18 protein-coding genes are annotated in these 19,797 nt (G+C 40.7%); 8 read left to right on the top strand and 10 right to left on the bottom strand.

Translation table 11 applies throughout. The features are described 5' to 3' along the window. Window positions 1-105 precede the first annotated feature (105 nt). Both QUB80_RS29505 and hpnA read left to right on the top strand, forming a co-directional pair. Window positions 106-2,850, top strand: coding sequence for an efflux RND transporter permease subunit (locus QUB80_RS29505; RefSeq protein ID WP_289793018.1), 2,745 nt, complete (start codon window positions 106-108; stop codon window positions 2,848-2,850). After that, window positions 2,850-3,836, top strand: a complete 987-nt coding sequence (gene hpnA / locus QUB80_RS29500; protein ID WP_289793017.1) for a hopanoid-associated sugar epimerase — start codon at window positions 2,850-2,852, stop codon at window positions 3,834-3,836. Before QUB80_RS29505 ends, hpnA begins: the two co-directional genes overlap by 1 nt. Before the next feature lie 314 nt (window positions 3,837-4,150). On the opposite strand, the gene QUB80_RS29495 is transcribed toward hpnA, so the two are convergent. The 3 genes from QUB80_RS29495 to QUB80_RS29485 all read right to left on the bottom strand — a co-directional run bounded on the left by QUB80_RS29495 (window position 4,151) and on the right by QUB80_RS29485 (window position 6,196). Further along, window positions 4,151-4,690: a DUF1830 domain-containing protein gene (locus tag QUB80_RS29495; protein WP_289793016.1), complete on the bottom strand. Its 540-nt coding sequence runs from the start codon at window positions 4,688-4,690 to the stop codon at window positions 4,151-4,153. Beyond that, on the bottom strand, window positions 4,691-5,242 hold the full coding sequence (locus tag QUB80_RS29490) for a CAP domain-containing protein (protein ID WP_289793015.1): 552 nt from the start codon (window positions 5,240-5,242) through the stop codon (window positions 4,691-4,693). Window positions 5,243-5,503: 261 nt separating this feature from the next. Further along, a complete protein-coding gene (locus QUB80_RS29485; RefSeq protein ID WP_289793014.1) occupies window positions 5,504-6,196 on the bottom strand; it encodes a response regulator transcription factor in 693 nt (230 codons plus the stop codon). 364 nt (window positions 6,197-6,560) lie between these two features. On the opposite strand from QUB80_RS29485, the gene fraC reads away from it, so the two are divergent. The 3 genes from fraC to QUB80_RS29470 all read left to right on the top strand — a co-directional run bounded on the left by fraC (window position 6,561) and on the right by QUB80_RS29470 (window position 9,196). Further along, the gene (gene fraC, locus QUB80_RS29480; RefSeq protein ID WP_289793013.1) at window positions 6,561-7,100 is read left to right on the top strand and encodes a filament integrity protein FraC; all 540 of its coding nucleotides are present in this window, start codon (window positions 6,561-6,563) and stop codon (window positions 7,098-7,100) included. Window positions 7,101-7,131: 31 nt separating this feature from the next. Beyond that, complete coding sequence (gene fraD, locus QUB80_RS29475) at window positions 7,132-8,151, top strand: septal junction protein FraD (protein WP_289793012.1); 1,020 nt, start codon at window positions 7,132-7,134, stop codon at window positions 8,149-8,151. A 265-nt stretch (window positions 8,152-8,416) separates the two neighbouring features. Then, the gene (locus QUB80_RS29470; RefSeq protein ID WP_289793011.1) at window positions 8,417-9,196 is read left to right on the top strand and encodes an ABC transporter permease; all 780 of its coding nucleotides are present in this window, start codon (window positions 8,417-8,419) and stop codon (window positions 9,194-9,196) included. Window positions 9,197-9,412: 216 nt separating this feature from the next. Here QUB80_RS29470 and QUB80_RS29465 read toward each other — a convergent pair whose 3' ends face one another. The 3 genes from QUB80_RS29465 to QUB80_RS29455 all read right to left on the bottom strand — a co-directional run bounded on the left by QUB80_RS29465 (window position 9,413) and on the right by QUB80_RS29455 (window position 11,957). Next, window positions 9,413-10,075 (bottom strand): pentapeptide repeat-containing protein, encoded by a 663-nt coding sequence (locus QUB80_RS29465; protein WP_289793010.1) that lies wholly within the window; start codon window positions 10,073-10,075, stop codon window positions 9,413-9,415. 316 nt (window positions 10,076-10,391) lie between these two features. After that, window positions 10,392-10,946 (bottom strand): DUF981 family protein, encoded by a 555-nt coding sequence (locus tag QUB80_RS29460; RefSeq protein ID WP_289793174.1) that lies wholly within the window; start codon window positions 10,944-10,946, stop codon window positions 10,392-10,394. Window positions 10,947-11,057: 111 nt separating this feature from the next. Then, complete coding sequence (locus tag QUB80_RS29455) at window positions 11,058-11,957, bottom strand: carbohydrate ABC transporter permease (RefSeq protein WP_289793009.1); 900 nt, start codon at window positions 11,955-11,957, stop codon at window positions 11,058-11,060. Window positions 11,958-12,116: 159 nt separating this feature from the next. Here QUB80_RS29455 and QUB80_RS29450 point away from each other — a divergent pair, with 159 nt between their 5' ends. Further along, on the top strand, window positions 12,117-12,995 hold the full coding sequence (locus QUB80_RS29450; RefSeq protein ID WP_289793008.1) for a bile acid:sodium symporter family protein: 879 nt from the start codon (window positions 12,117-12,119) through the stop codon (window positions 12,993-12,995). A gap of 128 nt (window positions 12,996-13,123) precedes the next feature. Continuing rightward, a complete protein-coding gene (gene purN, locus QUB80_RS29445; RefSeq protein WP_289793007.1) occupies window positions 13,124-13,798 on the top strand; it encodes a phosphoribosylglycinamide formyltransferase in 675 nt (224 codons plus the stop codon). A 118-nt stretch (window positions 13,799-13,916) separates the two neighbouring features. On the opposite strand, the gene QUB80_RS29440 is transcribed toward purN, so the two are convergent. The 4 genes from QUB80_RS29440 to QUB80_RS29425 all read right to left on the bottom strand — a co-directional run bounded on the left by QUB80_RS29440 (window position 13,917) and on the right by QUB80_RS29425 (window position 16,558). Next, the gene (locus QUB80_RS29440; protein ID WP_289793006.1) at window positions 13,917-14,498 is read right to left on the bottom strand and encodes a CPBP family intramembrane glutamic endopeptidase; all 582 of its coding nucleotides are present in this window, start codon (window positions 14,496-14,498) and stop codon (window positions 13,917-13,919) included. Between the two features lie 340 nt (window positions 14,499-14,838). Next, window positions 14,839-15,900 carry a DUF3326 domain-containing protein gene (locus tag QUB80_RS29435; protein ID WP_289793005.1) on the bottom strand — a complete coding sequence of 354 codons (1,062 nt, stop codon included), beginning with the start codon at window positions 15,898-15,900 and terminating at the stop codon, window positions 14,839-14,841. A gap of 80 nt (window positions 15,901-15,980) precedes the next feature. Continuing rightward, window positions 15,981-16,157, bottom strand: a complete 177-nt coding sequence (locus QUB80_RS29430; RefSeq protein WP_289793004.1) for a DUF8621 family protein — start codon at window positions 16,155-16,157, stop codon at window positions 15,981-15,983. 83 nt (window positions 16,158-16,240) lie between these two features. Beyond that, window positions 16,241-16,558: a 2Fe-2S iron-sulfur cluster-binding protein gene (locus QUB80_RS29425; RefSeq protein ID WP_289793003.1), complete on the bottom strand. Its 318-nt coding sequence runs from the start codon at window positions 16,556-16,558 to the stop codon at window positions 16,241-16,243. Between the two features lie 279 nt (window positions 16,559-16,837). On the opposite strand from QUB80_RS29425, the gene acnB reads away from it, so the two are divergent. Continuing rightward, window positions 16,838-19,510 (top strand): bifunctional aconitate hydratase 2/2-methylisocitrate dehydratase, encoded by a 2,673-nt coding sequence (gene acnB, locus QUB80_RS29420; protein ID WP_289793002.1) that lies wholly within the window; start codon window positions 16,838-16,840, stop codon window positions 19,508-19,510. The last annotated feature ends 287 nt before the right edge of the window (window positions 19,511-19,797 follow it).

Here is a 19,797-nt window from a genome sequence, read left to right as displayed (position 1 = left end):
GGAAATAGCTTACAATAAGTTTTCTCAAAGCTAATTTTAAGATTGAGTTGTATGAGTGTGTAATTAAACTTACAATCAAAAAGTAAGCGACAATCTCGATCAACGATGGTAAAGACCAATTCCTCCCAAAACCTGCGAGAGCGCTTTAATCCTTCAAAATTAGCAATTAAATATCCCTGGTTAACAGTAAGTTTTTGGCTTGCTGTGATGGTAGCGGGAATTTTGGCTTTCAGTTCCCTCAAGTATGCTCTGTTTCCAGATATTACCTTTCCGGTAGTAGTAGTCAATGCTAGCGCTCCACTCACAACAGCTTTAGATACGGAGGTAAAGCTTACTCAACCCCTAGAGCAACGTCTCCAATCTTTAGCAGGAGTCGATAACATCCGCTCCTCTACTTATCCGGGGCAAACAGTTGTTAGCCTTCTGTTTGCTGTCGGTACAAACCTTGAACAATCGACTCAGCAAGTAGAAACGTTACTCAAGCAGGTATCTCTTCCTCAGCAAGCAAGTTTTAAAATCTTTCCCGTTAACTTAAACGAGTCAGCTGTTGTTAGTTATGCAATTGAGAGTTCCTCAAAGAACTTAACAGACTTGACTCAATTAACTCAACAGCAAATTTTACCTGAAATAGCAGAACTACCAGGGGTGCTGAGAGTTGCACTGCTAGGTACTTCTGTTGACTCTACTAATGGAAATGGCAATCCTCTTCCTGGGCAGGGAGCAACAAGAGTGCGATTCAACGGCAACGATGCGCTGGCTTTTCAGGTGATTAAACGTGGTGATGCCAACACCTTGGAAGTCGTGAGTGAGGTAGAAAACAAAGTTCAACAACTACGCTCTAAGTTACCTGATATTACCCTCAGCCTCGCTGCCACACAAGCAGAGTATATTCGCAATGCCACCCATGCCACTATAAAAGCTCTGGTTGAAGCCATTGTTTTGGCAGTAATAGTGATTTTTCCTTTTTTGTGGAATTGGCAAGCTACCTTGATTTCTGCACTGGCAATACCTACTTCCCTTTTAGGGACGTTCATTGTCATGGCAATCTTCGGCTTTAATCTAGAGACAATTACACTATTGGCTCTAGCTTTGGTAATTGGGATTATTGTTGATGATGCGATCGTGGATGTGGAAAATATCATGCGCCATGTCGAAGACGGAGAACATCCACGACAAGCTGCCCTTTTAGCTACCAATGAAATTGGCTTGACAGTCGCAGCAGCAACTTTGACAGCTGTTGCAGTGTTTCTACCGATAGGGTTAATGGGTGGAGTAATTGGTCAATTTTTTAAGCCTTTCGGTATCACTGTCTCAGCAGCGATGCTAACTTCCTTGCTGATTGCTCGTACTTTATCACCTGTTTTATCTATTTACTGGCTCAAACCCACATCTTCTGGTAGCTCTTACAGAAGAAGAAATTTGTGGGTAGGCTTTACTCAATTTTATCGAGACTTGCTAAGTTGGTCTATTAATCACCGGGGAATAGTTTTAGGTTTAGCTGCCTTAAGTTTGGTGGCAGGTATCGCCTTGATTCCACTAGTTCCTAAAGGATTTATTCCCAAACTGGATCGCGGTGAATTTAATATAGTTTATACCACTCCTTTACCGAAGAATTCCCAAGAGTTAGAACAATTGGGAGGAGACACCGGAACGCTATTAGGTGAAAACGCAGAAAGTTTTGTTTCTGAATTCTCTGCTCCTGGAAGTAGTCTTGTCTCTCCATCTTTTTCAGCTCTTTTTCCTTCTCAATCTCCAATTACTTTCCTTTTGAATAATTCTCTTGAAGTTGGCAGGAAACTAGAAGAAGTAGTTAGACAATCACCAGAAGTAGAAACAGTTTTTACGATCGCAGGTACCCGTGAAGGAGAACCAAACAAAGGCAAGCTTTACATAAAACTAAAAGATAATCGCGCGATCGCCACCTCTGAACTACAAGAGCAGTTCCGCACCTCTTTGCCCAAACTTCCCGGCGTCAGCGTTAGCGTTGAAGATATTCAATTTGTTGACACAGGCAATCAAAAACCTCTAGAAGTAGCATTACAAGGCAACGATCTCAACACTTTGAGTAAAGCTGCTCAAACAATTAAAGAACGTATTCAAAATCAACCAGGCTTTGCTGATGTTAGTGTTACAGGTGTCACAGATGGACAAGATGAAGTATTTCAAATCGAACGTTTGAATAATGAACGGGTTGCTTATATCAGTGCCAACTTGGGTAAGAATTTATCTTTGGGCGATGCCACTGATAAATTAGTAGCTGCGGCTACAGATGTTTTACCTGCTGGTGTTTCTTTGAATTTGGGAGGAGATTCTGCCCGAAGTGGTGAAGTTTTTAGCAGTTTTGGTATCACTTTAGCTTTATCAGCGTTGTGCATTGTTGCCGTACTAGTTTGCCTGTTCAAAAGCTGGATAGATCCCCTAGCAATTTGCATTTCTTTGCCTTTGGCATTGGTAGGAGCGATGCTGGCACTAGTAGCGACAAGAAGTGACTTTGGCATGATCTCGCTGCTTGGCTTTGTCTTTTTGCTGGGATTGACTAACAAAAGTGCCATTTTGCTTGTAGACTGCATTAACCAACTACGTTCTGCTGGCTTAAATCGCACCGAGGCTATTCTCAAAGCTGGGCCTGTGCGCCTGCGACCAATTATGATGACAACAGCCTCTACAATTTTAGGAATGTTGCCGATCGCTTTAGGATTGGGAGCAGGTTCGGAATTGCGATCACCGATGGCAGTGGCTATTGCTGGTGGCTTGATCAGTTCTACTTTGCTGAGTTTGATTGTGGTACCAGTCGTGTACACCATTCTTGATGATTGGTTTCCCCGCTTTGAAAACAAGGGGAAAATTTGATGCGTGTATTTGTCACAGGTGGTACAGGTTTTATAGGCGCTAACTTGGTGCGGTTACTCTTACAAGAGGGATATACAGTTAGAGCCTTAGTACGCCCTTCTAGTAGACTCGACAACTTGCAAGGATTAAATGTAGAGTTCATCCAAGGAGACTTAAACGATCCGGATTTGTGGCAGCAAGTGCTTGGTTGCCAATACTTATTTCATGTCGCAGCCCATTATTCGCTGTGGCAAAAAGACAAGGATCTTTTAATCCGCCATAATGTCTTGGGTACGCACAATATCTTGGCAGCTGCTCAAAAAGCAGGTATCGAAAGAACCGTCTACACTAGTTCAGTTGCTGCCATTGGAGTGGGAGCAGCAGGTACAGCCGTAGATGAAACTTATCAAAGTCCTTTAGAAAAACTGGTTGGTAACTACAAAAAGTCTAAGTTTTTAGCTGAACAAGAAGCAATGCAAGCGGCACGTGCAGGGCAAGATGTAGTTGTAGTTAATCCTACCAGTCCCATTGGCCCTTGGGATATCAAGCCTACCCCCACAGGAGACATTATCTTACGCTTTTTACGGCGGCAAATGCCCTTTTATATGGATACAGGACTAAATTTTATTGATGTGCGGGATGTCGCCAAGGGGCATTTACTAGCTTTGCAAAAAGGCAAGCCTGGAGAAAGATACATTCTTGGAAATCAAAATCTCACCCTCAAACAACTCCTCGATCAGCTTGCCGAGATTACTGGTTTAAGTGCTCCCCAACGGGCTATACCTGCTTGGTTGCCCCAGAGTGTTGCTTGGGTTGATGAAAAAATTCTCACCTTACTTGGGAAGTCACCTTCCGTTCCTTTGGATGGTGTGCGGATGGCAACACAAACTATGTATTATGATGCCTCCAAGGCTGTACGAGAATTGGGTTTACCTCAATCTCCTCTGAGTGTGGCACTCAAAGATGCTGTCGATTGGTTTGAAGCGGGGCGAGGTGACAGGGTATAGGGTATAAGGTACAGGGAAAGTGTGAGATTTTGCCATGAATAGCTGATATCAATTTTGGATTAAAACCATTAATTAATAGGCTATTCCAGAATCATTGTTAGCAACCTTCAACTAAAATATATAGCAATCCTAAATCATTTATAAACAGATTCTGTTCTCTGTCACCTGTTCTCTGTCACCTGTTCCCTGTCACCTATCACCTGCCATAACATTAGCCCTGCCTGAGCCGCGATCAAAGTCATTGGATATTCTCTGGAAACGATCTGTGTTTATTTTCCAGTTATGAAATTTCTGGTATGGATATGTCACATCAGTCATAGTACTTGTAGTTGAGAACAAAGAATTTTATTTGCAAGCTCTGCACTTGTTGTGTCACTCGTATGGATTTCTAGTTCAGCTTCCGGAGAAGCTTCAAACAGTAGTTGTTCTCCAGGAAAAACAACTTGCTCAAAGTTATTAGCAATATTTGAAATCCGAGCAATTTGAATCTGACTTGTTGTGTTTTTGTAAAAACACAGAATTTGGTTTGCCTGTTTTAAAGTCGAAGTGTATGGCATATCAGTTCTAGTGGCTTGTTTTACAAAGTTGAAGACAGACTTTTCCAAAGCCTGATATTCCGGCAGGCTGAGATTGCACAACTTATATGACTGGTTCAGAAAATTGGTTAACGACAAACTTACTGTTTGTAAATCTGCCCGTCTTTTGGCTACCGTCAAAGCTTGAACGAAAGTGGGATAAATTTGGCGATCGCTAAACCCAGTCTTTTCCCCTGGCATCCAACAGTTAAATAAATATCCTGTTGGCATTGGTATTAACTCAATTAACCAGCCATAGTGAAAATGCTTCAATTTCATCTACTTATGCCGATTTGTTTCAAAACCTCTATCGTTCAAGAAAATTTGCGTCAGGTAGACTTCGCCTTTACTGTTAACAGCTACACCAACTCCAGTGAAATTATAGTCGCCTTTGATATTAGGTAGATGCTTGGAGCTGTTAAGCCAGCTATCAATAGCTTCAGTTGCAGGATCGCTATACCCTCGGTTAAAAGCCAGATTTTCTGCTGCACTTTTGTAGTGAGTAGCGATCGCATTGACTCGGCGTTCAAATCCCTCATGGCTAAAAGGCACTTTCCCGTTAGCCATATTTTGACTGTGAATTCTTGCCTGCTCAGTCATTTTTTCATCAAGAGTGAGCTTGGGCAAACCAACAGAAACCCGATAGTTATTTATCTGGTTAAATACTGATTTTTCTACATCAGTTGTTTGAAAACTAGCAGGCAATGAGATTTGACACGATAAAGCCGAGTTCTTAAGAGCAGAAGTAAGACTTAGCGCATAAGCGGTTGTCAATCCACTGGTAATACAAAGCACCCCTAAAGCTATGCCAAAAGCAGATTGTCGCATCATAGACAATTACCCAGTGACTAGCAATTCTGATTTGTTGTTATGGCTGTTGTGTTCCTCCTTACGAATTTTGACTCTAAAAGTTAACTTTTGTAAAAAATTTAGTGTTGATGTTTTCTTTACATATTTTAAAGAACATACACCCTACATATGCAGAATATACAACATACATATGCAGAATATACAACTTTCTTATGCAATTTCTGCGTAGGAAATGTGCAGAAGTTGTGGAGAATGAAATCAGAACAAAAATACTAAATTTCTCTATTTCAGGCGGTAACCTAGCCCATGAACCGTTTCTATAAAATCTTCGGGAGCACCCAAGGTTTTAAGCTTTTGCCTGAGACATTTGATGTGAGATCTAACTGTTTCCTCAACGGGTGAGTCATCCATAGACCAAACTTGCTCAATAATGCTAGAACAACTCAATACCCGTCTGCCATTAGCCACTAATAACTCCAAAATGGCATACTCTTTAGGGGTAAATGACAAAGGTTTACCGTCGTAAGTAGCCTCGTAAGTACTGGGGTTGAGAAGCAAACTTCCCCAAGAAAAACTCAATACTGTTGCAGAGCCTCCACGTCTGAGCAGAGCACGTATGCGAGCCATTAACTCTTCGAGATCAAATGGCTTTGCTACATAATCGTCAGCTCCTGCATCTAACCCAGTAATCTTGTCTATTACAGTATCACGAGCTGTAAGCATCAACACAGGTACAGCATAGTTACAATATGCAGGATGACTGACTTGTGTAGTGCGTAAACGTTGGCAAAAGCGGATACCATCTAACTTTGGTAGCGTTACGTCCAAAATCAGCAAGTCATATTTTACAGACTCAACTGAGTACCACGCCGCTTCTCCATCTTTAGCTACATCTACTACATACTGTCGTCTAGTTAAAGCTTCTGATAATACCTCTGCTAGCTGGGTATCATCTTCAACTACCAAAATACGCATAAAGAATTACCAAGATCCTAAACACAAAGCTCACGCTATCCTGATATGGAAGAGTATTGGATGCTTGTGATTGAGTATCGGATGTTAGTTATCAATTTCCCTTCTTTTTTCTCTGTTTACTGTTTAATGTCCAAATAGACATATTTTGACTCTAGCACGATATGCTGCTATTAACCTACTGATTCGCTGAGAAGGGAACAAGCTTGAGAGAATAGGGATTGGGGATTGGGGATTGGGTACAGAAAATTGTCTAGGCAACCAGGAAAAATTTTTCACAAAACCAGAACAATAGGGTAATTGCCCTCATCAGTTGACTAGCTTGCGGCTATACTTTCTTCAGCTACATCTGGAAAGTTACTGAATTATGTTCGATTATCCTATGATTCCCGAAGTTATTCCCTTGGGTGCTATTTTATTTAATTTTTTGTTTATATTAATAGCAATTCCGATAGAAGCATATATTTTAAATAGACGGCTCAAATTTGACAAAAGAACATCCAGTTACTATGCGATCGCTATTAATTTATTTTCTAATGCTATTGGTTGGATTATCTTTTTCTTTTTAGAACCATTTCTGGCAGTACAGTTGAAGTCAGAGTTAATTAGCTATATTTTCTTTCATCGTTTTATATCATTTAATATTCAAACGATAATTATTTTAACTGCTTTTATAATTTTCTTTAGTACTTTTTTTATAAAAGTTTTATTGTTAAGATTTTTATTATTGTCGCTTTCTGATTTCAAAAAAATAGAACCTGTCAATATTAACAAACGACGTAATTCTCGACAGGACAATAAGTTAAAAATCCAAAATACCAATTTAGTTACTGCTGTCTTGATAGCCAATGCGCTTAGTTATAGTGCAATTTCACTTATTTTATTTTTGATTCCCAGACAAGTATAGAAAAGTCATCAAATCATGCAGAGGCTTAATTATGCAATTAATTAAAGATGCATTTGGTTTATTTAATTTATTTGGTGATGTTTACGAAAGAATTAGAAAAATTTTAATTCCACCAAAAGCTTATTCCTGGCAGACCTTAATTTATTTGAGTATTTTCTCTTTATTAATGTCATCACTGTCTAGCGGTTTTGTTAGGGATATAATTGCTTTTTGTGGCTGGTTATTTTTAATCGCAGGAACTGCTTGGTATACAACTGATAATCCTTTACTCATCCCTGGTACTAATATGCCAGTTGGTGCATTAATCACCGGATTTTTAGTAAGTGCTTTTGCCTTTAGACAACAAGAAAATGTAATTACAACAAACACAATTGTTTTCTGGCCAACTATTTCTGCACTAATTACTGCTATTCCAGAATTTTTTGAAGGCACAGGAACTGATGTAAACCCTCAGATTCCAAAGCTTGAAGACCGTCAAAAAATAATTATTTTAATTGCTAGTAGTATGGTACTTAGTTGCTGCTTGCAATTTACATTTGTAGTCAATAAGTGGTATCAAGAATATCCCAGTTTAAGGTTAGATAATTTTCAACGCACATTTGTTGTAAAAATAGCACCCTTAACTAAAGTTTCGCAAAATGGGGCTATAATTTTAGATAAGCTTGAGCCAAGAATAGAACAGCAAATTGCCGAGAGACCTTGGTCAGAAGTAGAGCAATGGTTATTAGAAGCAAGACAAAGAGTTGGCAATTTAGGTAGACAAGTTATAGAAGTTAACTTACGTGAATATGAAGAAAGGTCTTTATGGCGAGTTGAACCCCGCATATATAATCTTAAATCTGGATACAAATTAGATTTACTTAGTATTTGGAATGGCCCTTCTTCAGCCGGGCGTGGATATTATTTGAGAAAAACTTGTCGCATTGAACCTATTGCAAAATCTAATAATACCTTTGTTCGTGGCAGAACAGATGACAAATCTGTCATAGCGGAATTTGATTGCGATCCGGTGAGTAAACCTATTTTGGAGCCACCACCAGCTCCACAGTGAACAGGAGTGGGAAAGGGACAAGGGAAGATGGGAGCAGGGGAAATGAGGAGAGAACAACTAACCACTGTACGGGAGGGTTTAAAAGATAGATTCTCGGTTCTAACCCAAATTTAATCAATCAAACCCGCACGGCAGTCGCTACAACGGGGTAACCCCCAAGGGCGCGCTGCCTCCCCTACTACTAACCACTATCAAATGACTATTGACTGTTGACTAACGACTCATTACAAATGATTCATCACAATTGATTAATGGCTAAATAGCAATGAATCTCGGCAGAATTTCTGTAATAGCAATGAATGTGTTTAAGGAAGTAATACGCGATCGCATTCTATTGATTATCGGCTTTTACATTCTCATACTTGCTGCTGCTATAGGTCTGCTTCCAGAAATTTCCGCCAGTACAGAGAATAAGATTTTTCTAGATTTTGGTTTGGCGGCGGCAAATGTGCTTGGTTTAGTAGTAGCAGTATTTATTGGTACAGGGCTAGTTCATAAGGAAATTGAGAAGCGTACAATTTTGGTGTTAATGGCTAAACCAATTGCCCGCAGTGAATTTATTATTGGTAAATATTCGGGTTTATTGGCAGTGCTTGCGGTTCTTATGGCTGCCATGACAGGAATTTACCTGGGATTTTTACAATTTGACAAAATAGATCATTCTACAACTAGTATTCTAATTGCTGCATTTTTCCAATTTCTACAGTTGTCCTTAATCGCTGCTGTTGCAATTAGTTTGGGTGTATTTACTAGTTCCCTATTAGCAACTGCTTTAACCTTTTTTGTTTATTTAACGGGCAATATTACTCAAGATTTATTACAATTTGCTCGCTTGGGGCAAAATCCAGGTATTCATCGTCTTACTCAAGCTTTGTATCTCATCTTGCCAGATTTGTCTCGATTAGATCTAAAAAATGATGCTATATATGGGCTAGAGGCATTACCTAACTCAATGACTCTGGTTGGGCATACTGTTTACGGCTTAGTTTATAGTTTGATGTTGCTGGCGATCGCTATATTTATCTTTTCGCAAAGAGAATTTTGATGTTGCTGAGGGACTAGTAAAAGAAGAATGAGAGTTGTTAATTGCTTTTTTAACCATTACCTGTGTCAGCCCAGTAGGATGCGTTAAAGCAGCGCGTAACGCACTGCAATCTGGTGGTGCGTTACGGCTAGTTCTCGTTTTCTTTAACTCTCAAATCCTTGGATAGTCGTAACACACCCTACCTAAAAATTACTTTATAAAAGCCCTATAAATGCTCTAAATAAATGCTATGTGATGTTGATGAATTATACCATCAGGCATAATAGTTTCATACAATTTTGCATTCTTGAGATTTGTATTTTCAAGATGTGCCTCACTCAAGTTTGCTGCTATTAAATTTGCCCATCTGAAATCTGCACCTGTTAGATTAGCTTGATTGAAATTTGCTTCTATTAACATTGCTCCACATAGCTCTGCATCTGTCAGATTTGCTCTTGTTAAGTTAGCTTCAATCAGTGATGCTTCGATTAACATAGCTGAACTCAAATCTGCTTCTGTTAAATCAACACCACACAGAGAAGCACCCCAAAGTTTACTGCCGCTTAATTTTACCTGGCATAAAAAAGCACTGCACAAATCTGCCTGCCTTAAATCAGCTTCACTCAAATTCGCTTGACGTAAATTTGTTTCTCGTAAATTTGCTGCTCTTAAATTTGCTTGACATAAATTTGCTTCACTGAGATTTGCACCAGTCAAAATAGCCCCACTGAGATTGGCATCACGCAAATCTGCTCCAATAAAGTTTATGCCACTCAAATCAACTTCTCTAAGATCAATACCACTCAAATTACATCCACTGAAGTCTCTACCTCCAGTATTTTTATTTGTGATTTGACTTAAAGGACTAAGACTTTTTTGCTTCTCAGTATGATTTTTCATTTTATTTACCTGTATCTGTACTTTGTAAAGTTTCTTAAATTTCACCCCGATAGTCTCTGTATTTTGAGAGTACACCTGTTGGATTAAAAAACAGGGTCACTAATTAAGAAAAATTGGAAAAAAATCTGCCTTAAATCGTGAATACATTCAAAATACGTTACTAATCGAGTATTTATTGTCAAAAGGTTCTGATAATCATCAGGAAAAATTGATAACTGAGAACATTTAATTTTATTAGTATTCTCAGCTACGGAAATTTTATTTTTGATTTGTCAACTAATTAAATATTGATTAATTAGTAATAAATACTTAATAATTAAGGCGATCGCATTGGTAATGGTTTCCAATCAGAATAACTGCCAAGGTGTCCCCAATATGCCATATAGCCAGTAAAGGCAAAAATTAGAGCAGCAGCTATTAGTACAATTGCACCTAACAAACGCCAAGAACGATTTGTTTTGAGATAAAGTGTTGGTGCAGCACAAACTCCACCTATTCCAGTTAAGATAAATCCAATTCCTGATAGGAGTGGTTGTCGCGTTAATCCCAGATTAATTATACGTGTACCAACTAAAATTGCAGTTAGTCCAGCGAAAAAGCCGTAAATTGCCACTGTTAGCAAATCCCATCCAAAGGCTAAAGCTAAAGAAGTGGTGAGGAATAAAATACCAAATAAAACACTCGTTTCACCATAGGCAATATTGAAAATGCCAGTAACTGGCCATGTGAAAGTCATGTGTAAGCCGGTAACGAGGGCGATCGCTCCCGTCATACCAAATCCAGGAATCCAAAGTTTTTTATTGGCACCATCCATGCCAAAATATACATAGCCAGCAAGGAAAAATAGCCCAGCTACGAGATTAATTAACATCAAAGTGATGTAGTTAATAAACACGATTTCGATTATTTACCCATTGACAATGTTTCATTCACATTTGAATACATATACTGTTTGTTTGAAAATCTATATTTAGAAGCATTTTTATAATTTTTTACTCTCTTCTCCCCAAGTTTGTAGCTGCAAATAAACCAACACCAGTGTTACAGCTAATAATACCGTTGCTGCTGCTGCTGCATAACCAAAATCAAATTGACCAAAAGCTTCTTGATAAATGTAGTAAACCAATAAATTAGTAGAATTTAAAGGCCCACCACCAGTAATTACATAAACTTGCTCAAAACTCCGTAAAGTGAAAATCATGGTGGTGACAAATGCGAATACGATAGTAGGTTGCAATCCGGGTAAGGTAATATGCCAAAACTGCTGCCAAGCATTTGCTCCATCAAGTTCTGCGGCTTCATAGCGACTGGAGGGAATTGTTTGCAACCCTGCTAAAAACACTACCAAGTTGAAGCCTAGTTGTTTCCAAATACTCAAGATAATTAGGACTGGCATTGCCCAAATGGTACTACCTAACCAAGGAATTGGATCGATACCTATAGTCTCCAAAAGCCCGTTCACAGGGCCATTATTTTGAAACAACCAGCGAAATCCCAAACCTGCTGCAACCAAGGAAATAATCGAAGGCAGAAAATAGGCACCTCGGAGCAGTCCTCGCAGTGCTAAATTTTGATTTAATAAAACTGCTAGTACCAAAGGAATAACTAGACTAGGCAGAACGGTGGCAATGGTAAAGTAAACTGTATTAAAAATTACTTGCCAAAAATCTGAGGTGAAAAGCAAGCGCAAGTAGTTTTTTAAGCCTACCCAATGGGTACCAGCAGAAGTGAAACTGCCAGCAGTAAAGCTGAGGTAAAACAAATAGGCAATTGGCCACAAGACAAATATACCCAGAAAAATCAGTGCTGGAGCCAGAAAAAACCAAGCTGCAACTGTATCTTTGTCTAGGAGTTGGCTACCAAAAAAGCGTGAAGGTTTCATAACAAGTGCGACAGCTTGAAATACTGAGAATTTTTAAGGTTATTGGTTAATTTTGACAGGCGATCGCAACCACACACAACTTATGACATTTATGAAGTACACAACACGGTAAAATTCATAGGGGTTTGTGCTGTACTGTTTTGCACAGGTAGTTTAAGCATGGAATCAAATTTTTTGACGGCTGTTTTTCTGCCCTTGGCTCTATTCATCATTATGTTGGGTATGGGGCTAACCTTGACTTTGGATGACTTTAAGCAAGTTTTGATCTATCCTAAAGCAGTAATTGTTGGTCTATTGGCACAGTTGGTAATGTTGCCAGTAGTGGGTTTTGGAATTGCGTCAATATTTTCCCTCAGTCCAGATTTGGCAGTTGGTTTGATGATTCTAGCAGCTTGCCCTGGTGGTTCGACTTCCAACATGATTACGTTTTTAGCTGGGGGAGATGTTGCCCTTTCGATTACGCTAACAGCCGTTAGCAGCTTGATTACAGTTTTCACAATTCCTGTGATTGTGAATCTATCGATGCAGACTTTTTTGAGGGAAAGCACAACCCTACAACTACCGTTTTTGAGTACTGTTTTACAAATAGCAGTGATTACAATTGTGCCAGTATCAATTGGGATGCTTATAAAGCGTTATGCCCCTAGCTTTGCCAAACAAGCAGACAAATCTGTGAAATGGTTGTCTTTGTTTTTCCTGGCGGTAGTAATTGCTGGAGTACTCCTCAAAGAACGCAATAACTTCATCTCCTTTGTGGTTGATGTGGGCTGGGTAACTCTGGCTTTGAATGCGGTGTCAATGGCTTTAGGATTTGCGATCGCAACCTTGGCGAGATTGACTAAACAACAGGCTACTGCAATCACAATAGAAGTGGGAATTCAAAATGGCACTCTGGCGATCGCTATTGCTTCAGCACCAACACTACTAAATAGCCCAACAATGGCGATTCCCGCTGCAATTTATAGCCTGCTAATGTTTGTTACTGGGGCGGGGTTTGCTTGGTGGGTGAATCGCCGTTCAACTTTATCCAAAGCATAATTTACATAATTAAGTAGGTAGACACAATTAAACGTAAAATGCTTACGCCCATAAATTAGATAGGACAAGCTTTTCAGCTTCTGCCCTCTGCCCTCTGTCTTCTGTCTTCTGCCTTCTGCCTTCTACTTATGAGTAATTCTTCAATCGTAGATACTTCTACACCTTGCCTGATTTCTCCTAATATTCCCAGCCAGCAATTTTCCCAAGGCACTCCCTTAAAATTGGGTATTCTGGCTTCAGGAAGTGGTAGTAATTTTGAGGCTATTGCCAATGCCATCCAAAACGGACAACTTAATGCCCAAATCCAGGTTTTGATTTATAATCAACCGCAGGCTTATGCTGCTGTGCGGGCAGCTAATTGGGATGTACCATCTGTATTGCTCAACCACCGTGACTATAACAGTCGTGAAGATTTAGATTGGCAAATTGTGCAAACTTTGCAGCAGTATGATGTGGAATTGGTAGTTATGGCTGGTTGGATGCGACTGGTAACGCAAGTATTAATTAATGCTTTTACTAACAGAATTATTAATATTCATCCCAGCTTGTTGCCCAGTTTTAAAGGTGTGCGTGCCGTAGAACAAGCCTTAGCTGCTGGTGTAAAAATCACTGGCTGTACGGTGCATTTGGTTTCTCTAGAAATGGATAGCGGCCCAATTTTAATTCAAGCAGCAATTCCGATCATGCCTGATGATACACCAGAAAAACTCCACGCCAGAATTCAACTACAGGAACATCAAATCTTACCACGGGCGATCGCCTTAGCAGCCCAGCAACTACAGGCTCTAAACATAACGTCGTAAAAATACGCAAAATCTATTAAGTAATACTTTGATTAAGCTAAATTTTTCATGAGAGAGTATGGTTGAATTAATACCTCAGCCGGAATTCCCAATGAGGAATGTAAACGATTTTTATTTTTTAATACTGTCCTACTTTCCATAAATAGCTAGAAAGCATATTTGTAATTACATGAGCCACTATTGGCACCAACAAGTTATCACTGAAAAGGGCGCTATATCCAAATATAAATCCCACAAAAGTAGCCCAAATCACATAAGGCCATTGTTGAGCACCACTTAAGTGCAAGACACCAAAGGAAATACTAGAGAAAAATACAGCTAAGTGATCTAATCCAAAAGCCGGCAACATCACACCGCGAAACAATAATTCTTCGCTCAACCCTGGTAATAATCCTAACCAGATTAAATCTGGTAGTGCTAAAGGTTTTAGTACTATTTCTAAGTAATAATTAGCACTTTTGCGATAAGGAGGACAATGTTGATAAGCCAAGCCGCTTAAACCAGTAATGCTTAAGCCCAAACCAATTCCTAACAGCAAAGCCCTTATGTCCCAACGCCAAGACATAAGATAAAAGTTACCAAAGTACAACCACACTTTGGCAATGATCCACAAAATAGTAGCGGTTACTCCCATTGCCACCAGTACTTGGGTACGTGTCATATATGGCATTTCTGGCTCTTGATTTTGGTGTTGAGTCACGGGAGTTTTTATCTATATAGAGGGGCAGGAGAGAAAACTACTAACCACTGTACGGGCGGGTTTAGAAGATAAATTATCTGTTTGAACGGCAAGATGCTCAACAAAACCCGCACGCCAGTTGCTACAACGCGGGAAACCCGACGCCAGGTGACGCCAGTCGCTACAACGCGGGGAACCCGCGCAACGCGCTGGCTCCTTTATGCCGGGGAACCCGTCCACCCTCCGGGTTCAGCAGTCCCCCATCGCCGGGAACCGCCAAGACGGGGGCTGCTTCACCGCACTGGCTCCGCAACGCACTGGCTCCCCTACTAATCAATGACAAATGACGAATGACAAATAACTAATTACTCAAACAATGTAATGAGGATATTTTAGGGCTGAGGGAAAAAGGATCTATACCTGCTTTATGGGCAACTAATACACCTACTGCCTCCAAATATGAGTTTACCTGTATTGATTTTATCCCTAATGGCTGAGAAGGAACTTGAATCTGAGTTTTATTTTCGTTGACTGTCACAATTAAACATTTTTCCTGGCTTAAACTTAATAAAGCACTGCTGCCGCATGCTGTTGCTGGTACGATCGCCGCATCGACTCGATCAGTCCAAATATCCACTGCTTCTGGCATTTGGTGAGTTTGTCTGGTAATAAATTGAGGTGCGCGACTCAAACCAACAAGTACGCTGGGCAGAAAAGTATAGCCCAATTCTTCTGCGGCAGAACGAGGAGATAAATCTGGAGCAAGAGGTGGAGCCTCAAAGGCGGGAGCGTGAGCGCAGGGAATACAGAACTCTCGCACTACTAAATGGCTAATAACAGCTTCTGCTCCTGCAATGGGATCGACTCCTTTGCCATGACGGTAGTTTTGTTCTGCTTGCTCATCAAGACAATCGGGAAAACGAGCAACTACTGCGATCGCTTCTGCCCTTGCTTTTTTGATTAGTACCTCCACCGCCCGTAGTAAACTATCTGGATTGCCTATTGTTCCCCAGCTAGCACCGGAAGAGGTAGTACGTAAATCTACATTTAATGGAGCATCTGTGATTACATAATCAGTTAGGGATATTCCCAGGGTAGCTCTGGCTGCATCTGCTGCCTGCAATTGTCTCAGCCGCAATTCTGGCTCAATACCTTGATCTAAAACCAAACCTACTCGATTTTGATGTACTGGACGCAAACCCCAATACCCAGCAGCAAATTTATCTAGTCCATAACCTTCTACATAAAAAGTATTGGGTAGGTTCCAATACAAGCTGGCACCATTAAGGACATTGGGGTGAGTAATGAGGCGATCACAAACCTGGGCGATCGCTCTTGCAACAGGTAATGCATCTCCTGCATATCCTCCAATTGCAGCCCCAATCCCAGTAGGTATAATTAAAATAGCAGTGTATAGACGCACGTTCTGAGTCTGCAAATAAAAGCAACTAGTTGATGATGTTAATAGCTAATATTTAATAGTACACAATTAGCCATTACCCATTAGCTTTCAACAGTAACAACAGCTTCAACATTTACTTTTTGTTGTTTAATATCCACAGAGGTAATAGCCCAGCGTAGAGGCTCACCCTGTTTTTGTAACTCTGCTTCTATTACTTTTTGCAATTCCGTAGGAGTTTCTTGTAAGTCAATTTCAGCAGTAATAAAATGAGTTGTCATTGCAGTATCTCCTTATAGTTTTTACGTAAGTAAACTAATAAATGGTTGATGGTTCATTGCTAATAGCTAGTAGCTAATAACCATTAACTTTTACCAAATTGTAGCTGATAAACGATTTCTTCCTTTTCTGTGGCTATTTTTAAATCAGAACGTGGATAAGCAACGCAAAGCAGTACATATCCTTGTTTTTGTAGTTCGGGACTTACACCCATGCCATCAGTTTGGTCTACAGTTCCTTGCAGGATTTGACCAGCACAAGTTGTGCAAACACCAGCATGACAAGAGCTTGGTAAATCTATCCCAGCCGCTTCTGCAACTGATAATATAGTCTCGTCCTCAGGAACTTGTAAAGTATGAATTTTACCTTGATGTTGAATTTCAACAGTGTATGTTTTTGACATGGTACAAAATAATTGTGACGTAATTAACAAATCAAATATCTTATATTAAAAATAGGTAGAGATACAAATCAATGAAATAAATATTTTCTTGCCAGAGTTATGTATGCAATAGTAGCTATACAAGGACAATTATAAATCCTTGACACAGAAAAACTAAAACTAATAATCTTTTGCTCTGTTAATTACACCTGAAAACTATTATCAGGTAAAACAACCCTGAGAGTAGGAAAGTGATGATAACCACGAGAAAAATTGTTGCCTGAACCAAGGAAGAGTAAAATGCTGGAATCATATCGCCAACACGTAGCCGAACGCGCTGCCTTAGGAATTCCCCCGCTACCTCTGGATGCCAAGCAAACGTCTGAACTGTGTGAACTACTGAAAAATCCGCCTGCGGGTGAACAAGAGACATTATTGCATTTATTGCGCGATCGCGTATCTCCCGGAGTCGATCCAGCAGCTTACGTTAAAGCCGGATTTCTCACTGCTATTGCCAAAAAGGAAATCACTAGCCCCCTGATCTCACCAATCCAAGCAGTACAATTACTAGGGACAATGGTAGGAGGCTATAATGTTCAATCCTTAATTGAATTGCTGCAAACTCCCACTATTTCTGTATCGGATTCTTCCGATACACCATTGGTAATGGGGGGACAAGGCAAAGAACCAATAGCAGCCTATGCCGCCAATGCCCTCAGCAAAATTCTACTCGTATATGATGCCTTCCACGATATTTTGGAATTGTCCAAAACAAATCCCTACGCCAAACGAGTAATTGACTCTTGGGCAGAAGCCGAGTGGTTTACAGCTCGTCCACAACCGCCAGAATTTATTAATGTCACCGTTTTTAAAGTCAGTGGCGAAACCAACACCGACGACTTATCTCCCGCCACCCACGCCACCACCCGCCCGGATATTCCTTTACACGCCTTGGCGATGTTGGAATCACGGATGCCTGGCGCATTGGAAACTATTGCCGAATTAAAGCAAAAAGGACATCCAGTTGCCTACGTTGGTGATGTAGTCGGTACAGGTTCCTCTCGCAAATCTGCCATTAACTCGGTATTGTGGCACATTGGTAATGATATTCCTTTTGTTCCTAACAAGCGGGCAGGTGGATATGTATTAGGTGGTGCGATCGCACCAATTTTCTTCAACACTGCCGAAGACGCCGGTGCTTTTCCCATCCAGTGTGATGTCACCAAGATGGAAACTGGCATGGTAATTACTATCTATCCCTACAAAGGCGAAATCACAAACGAAGCAGGCGAAGTCATTTCCACCTTTACCCTCAAACCAGATACAATTCTCGATGAAGTCCGTGCAGGTGGACGTATTCCCCTATTAATTGGGCGCACTCTCACCGATAAAACTCGGCAAGCACTAGGTTTACAACCCAGCACATTCTTCACTCGTTCAACCCCCCTTGTTGAAGGTGAGGTTAAAGGTTACACCCTAGCACAAAAAATGGTGGGTAAAGCCTGTGGTTTACCTGGTGTGCGCCCCGGAACCTACTGCGAACCGATCATGACTACCGTTGGTTCCCAGGATACCACTGGGCCGATGACGCGAGATGAACTCAAAGAACTCGCCTGTCTCGGTTTCTCTGCTGATTTAGTCATGCAGAGTTTTTGCCATACCGCAGCTTATCCCAAACCAGTGGATATCAAAACTCACCACGAACTACCCGACTTTTTCGCCTCTCGTGGTGGTGTGGCTTTACGTCCCGGTGATGGTATCATCCACTCTTGGCTAAACCGGATGTTACTGCCGGATACAGTCGGAACTGGTGGCGACTCTCACACCCGCTTTCCCTTGGGAATTTCTTTCCCTGCTGGTTCTGGGTTAGTGGCGTTTGCTGGGGCGTTGGGAGTGATGCCTTTGGATATGCCAGAATCAGTTTTGGTACGCTTCAAAGGAGAATTGCAGCCCGGTGTAACTTTACGAGATATTGTGAATGCCATTCCCTACGTAGCAATTCAAAAGGGTTTGCTAACGGTAGAAAAGCAAAACAAGAAAAACATCTTCGCCGGGCGGATCATGGAAATAGAAGGCTTGCCAGATTTGAAAGTTGAGCAGGCATTTGAACTTACCGATGCTACGGCAGAACGTTCTTGTGCGGGTTGCACAATTAAGTTGAGTATCGAGACAGTTTCCGAATATCTGCGTTCCAATGTTGCCTTGTTGAAAAATATGGTAGCACGGGGTTACGGTGATGCTAAAACTATCATGCGTCGTGTTGCCAAAATGGAAGAGTGGTTGGCAAATCCGGTATTAATGGAAGCAGATACAGATGCGGAGTATGCGGAAATCATTGAAATTGATTTGAACGAAATCAAAGAACCTATTGTTGCAGCTCCCAACGATCCCGATAACGTAAAATTATTGTCGGAAGTTGCAAAAGACAAAGTTGATGAAGTATTTGTCGGTTCTTGCATGACGAATATCGGTCATTATCGCGCCACTGCTAAAGTTTTGGAAGGTGCAGGCGCAGTCAAAACCCGTCTGTGGATCTGTCCGCCGACTCGCATGGATGAACACCAATTAAAAGAAGAAGGGGTATATGGTGTTTTTGGTGCTGCCGGTGCGCGTACAGAAATGCCAGGATGCAGTTTGTGTATGGGTAATCAAGCACGAGTTGAAGATGGCGCAACGGTGTTTTCAACCTCTACCCGCAACTTCAATAACCGCATGGGTAAAGATGCGCGAGTATATCTTGGTTCAGCCGAATTAGCAGCAGTTTGCTCCTTGCTGGGAAGAGTTCCCACAGTGCAAGAATATATGGACATTGTGGCGAATAAGATTCATCCTTTTGCTGGTGAATTGTATCGGTATTTGAACTTCGATCAAATTGCTGGTTTTGAGGATGAAGGGCGCGTGATTCCGTTGGAAGAGATGCCCAAGATTGAGGATATTTTGGGAATTCCAGCTGGTACGTTGCGTAGTTCATAGTTAAATTTGGGTGGGCAATGCCCATCCACTTCTGTCAAAGATGATTTATCAAGTAATACCATTTTGGATTTTAGATTTTGGATTGGCAATTGCCTTCTATGTCTGGGTTGAGGAAATATATCTGCCCTTAATCATTTTTTAAATTGGTATAAACCCTAAATTATAGTGGTGTGACAAGGCTAAAATGATGCAATAGAAAAAGTCTAAACAATGAGGAAGCAATAGGAATGAGCGATAAAGTGCTTTTGAATAGCACTGTAACGTATCTTATTGTTTGGCAAACAAAT

This window comes from Chlorogloeopsis sp. ULAP01 (assembly GCF_030381805.1).
Lineage (GTDB): Bacteria > Cyanobacteriota > Cyanobacteriia > Cyanobacteriales > Nostocaceae > Chlorogloeopsis.
The sequence above is the reverse complement of the archived record's forward strand: the minus strand, read 5'-3'. Positions and strand labels throughout refer to the sequence as shown.

Excerpts from the sequence above, each read along its gene's own strand:
- acnB (WP_289793002.1), top strand. The coding sequence starts at position 16,838 with ATGCTGGAATCATATCGCCAACACGTAGCCGAACGCGCTGCCTTAGGA.
- QUB80_RS29505 (WP_289793018.1), top strand. The coding sequence starts at position 106 with ATGGTAAAGACCAATTCCTCCCAAAACCTGCGAGAGCGCTTTAATCCT.
- QUB80_RS29430 (WP_289793004.1), bottom strand. The coding sequence starts at position 16,157 with ATGACAACTCATTTTATTACTGCTGAAATTGACTTACAAGAAACTCCT.
- QUB80_RS29455 (WP_289793009.1), bottom strand. The coding sequence starts at position 11,957 with ATGAAACCTTCACGCTTTTTTGGTAGCCAACTCCTAGACAAAGATACA.
- hpnA (WP_289793017.1), top strand. The coding sequence starts at position 2,850 with ATGCGTGTATTTGTCACAGGTGGTACAGGTTTTATAGGCGCTAACTTG.
- fraD (WP_289793012.1), top strand. The coding sequence starts at position 7,132 with ATGCAATTAATTAAAGATGCATTTGGTTTATTTAATTTATTTGGTGAT.
- QUB80_RS29425 (WP_289793003.1), bottom strand. The coding sequence starts at position 16,558 with ATGTCAAAAACATACACTGTTGAAATTCAACATCAAGGTAAAATTCAT.
- purN (WP_289793007.1), top strand. The coding sequence starts at position 13,124 with ATGAGTAATTCTTCAATCGTAGATACTTCTACACCTTGCCTGATTTCT.
- QUB80_RS29460 (WP_289793174.1), bottom strand. The coding sequence starts at position 10,946 with ATGTTAATTAATCTCGTAGCTGGGCTATTTTTCCTTGCTGGCTATGTA.
- QUB80_RS29450 (WP_289793008.1), top strand. The coding sequence starts at position 12,117 with ATGGAATCAAATTTTTTGACGGCTGTTTTTCTGCCCTTGGCTCTATTC.
- QUB80_RS29470 (WP_289793011.1), top strand. The coding sequence starts at position 8,417 with ATGAATCTCGGCAGAATTTCTGTAATAGCAATGAATGTGTTTAAGGAA.
- QUB80_RS29485 (WP_289793014.1), bottom strand. The coding sequence starts at position 6,196 with ATGCGTATTTTGGTAGTTGAAGATGATACCCAGCTAGCAGAGGTATTA.
- QUB80_RS29495 (WP_289793016.1), bottom strand. The coding sequence starts at position 4,690 with ATGAAATTGAAGCATTTTCACTATGGCTGGTTAATTGAGTTAATACCA.
- fraC (WP_289793013.1), top strand. The coding sequence starts at position 6,561 with ATGTTCGATTATCCTATGATTCCCGAAGTTATTCCCTTGGGTGCTATT.
- QUB80_RS29490 (WP_289793015.1), bottom strand. The coding sequence starts at position 5,242 with ATGATGCGACAATCTGCTTTTGGCATAGCTTTAGGGGTGCTTTGTATT.
- QUB80_RS29465 (WP_289793010.1), bottom strand. The coding sequence starts at position 10,075 with ATGAAAAATCATACTGAGAAGCAAAAAAGTCTTAGTCCTTTAAGTCAA.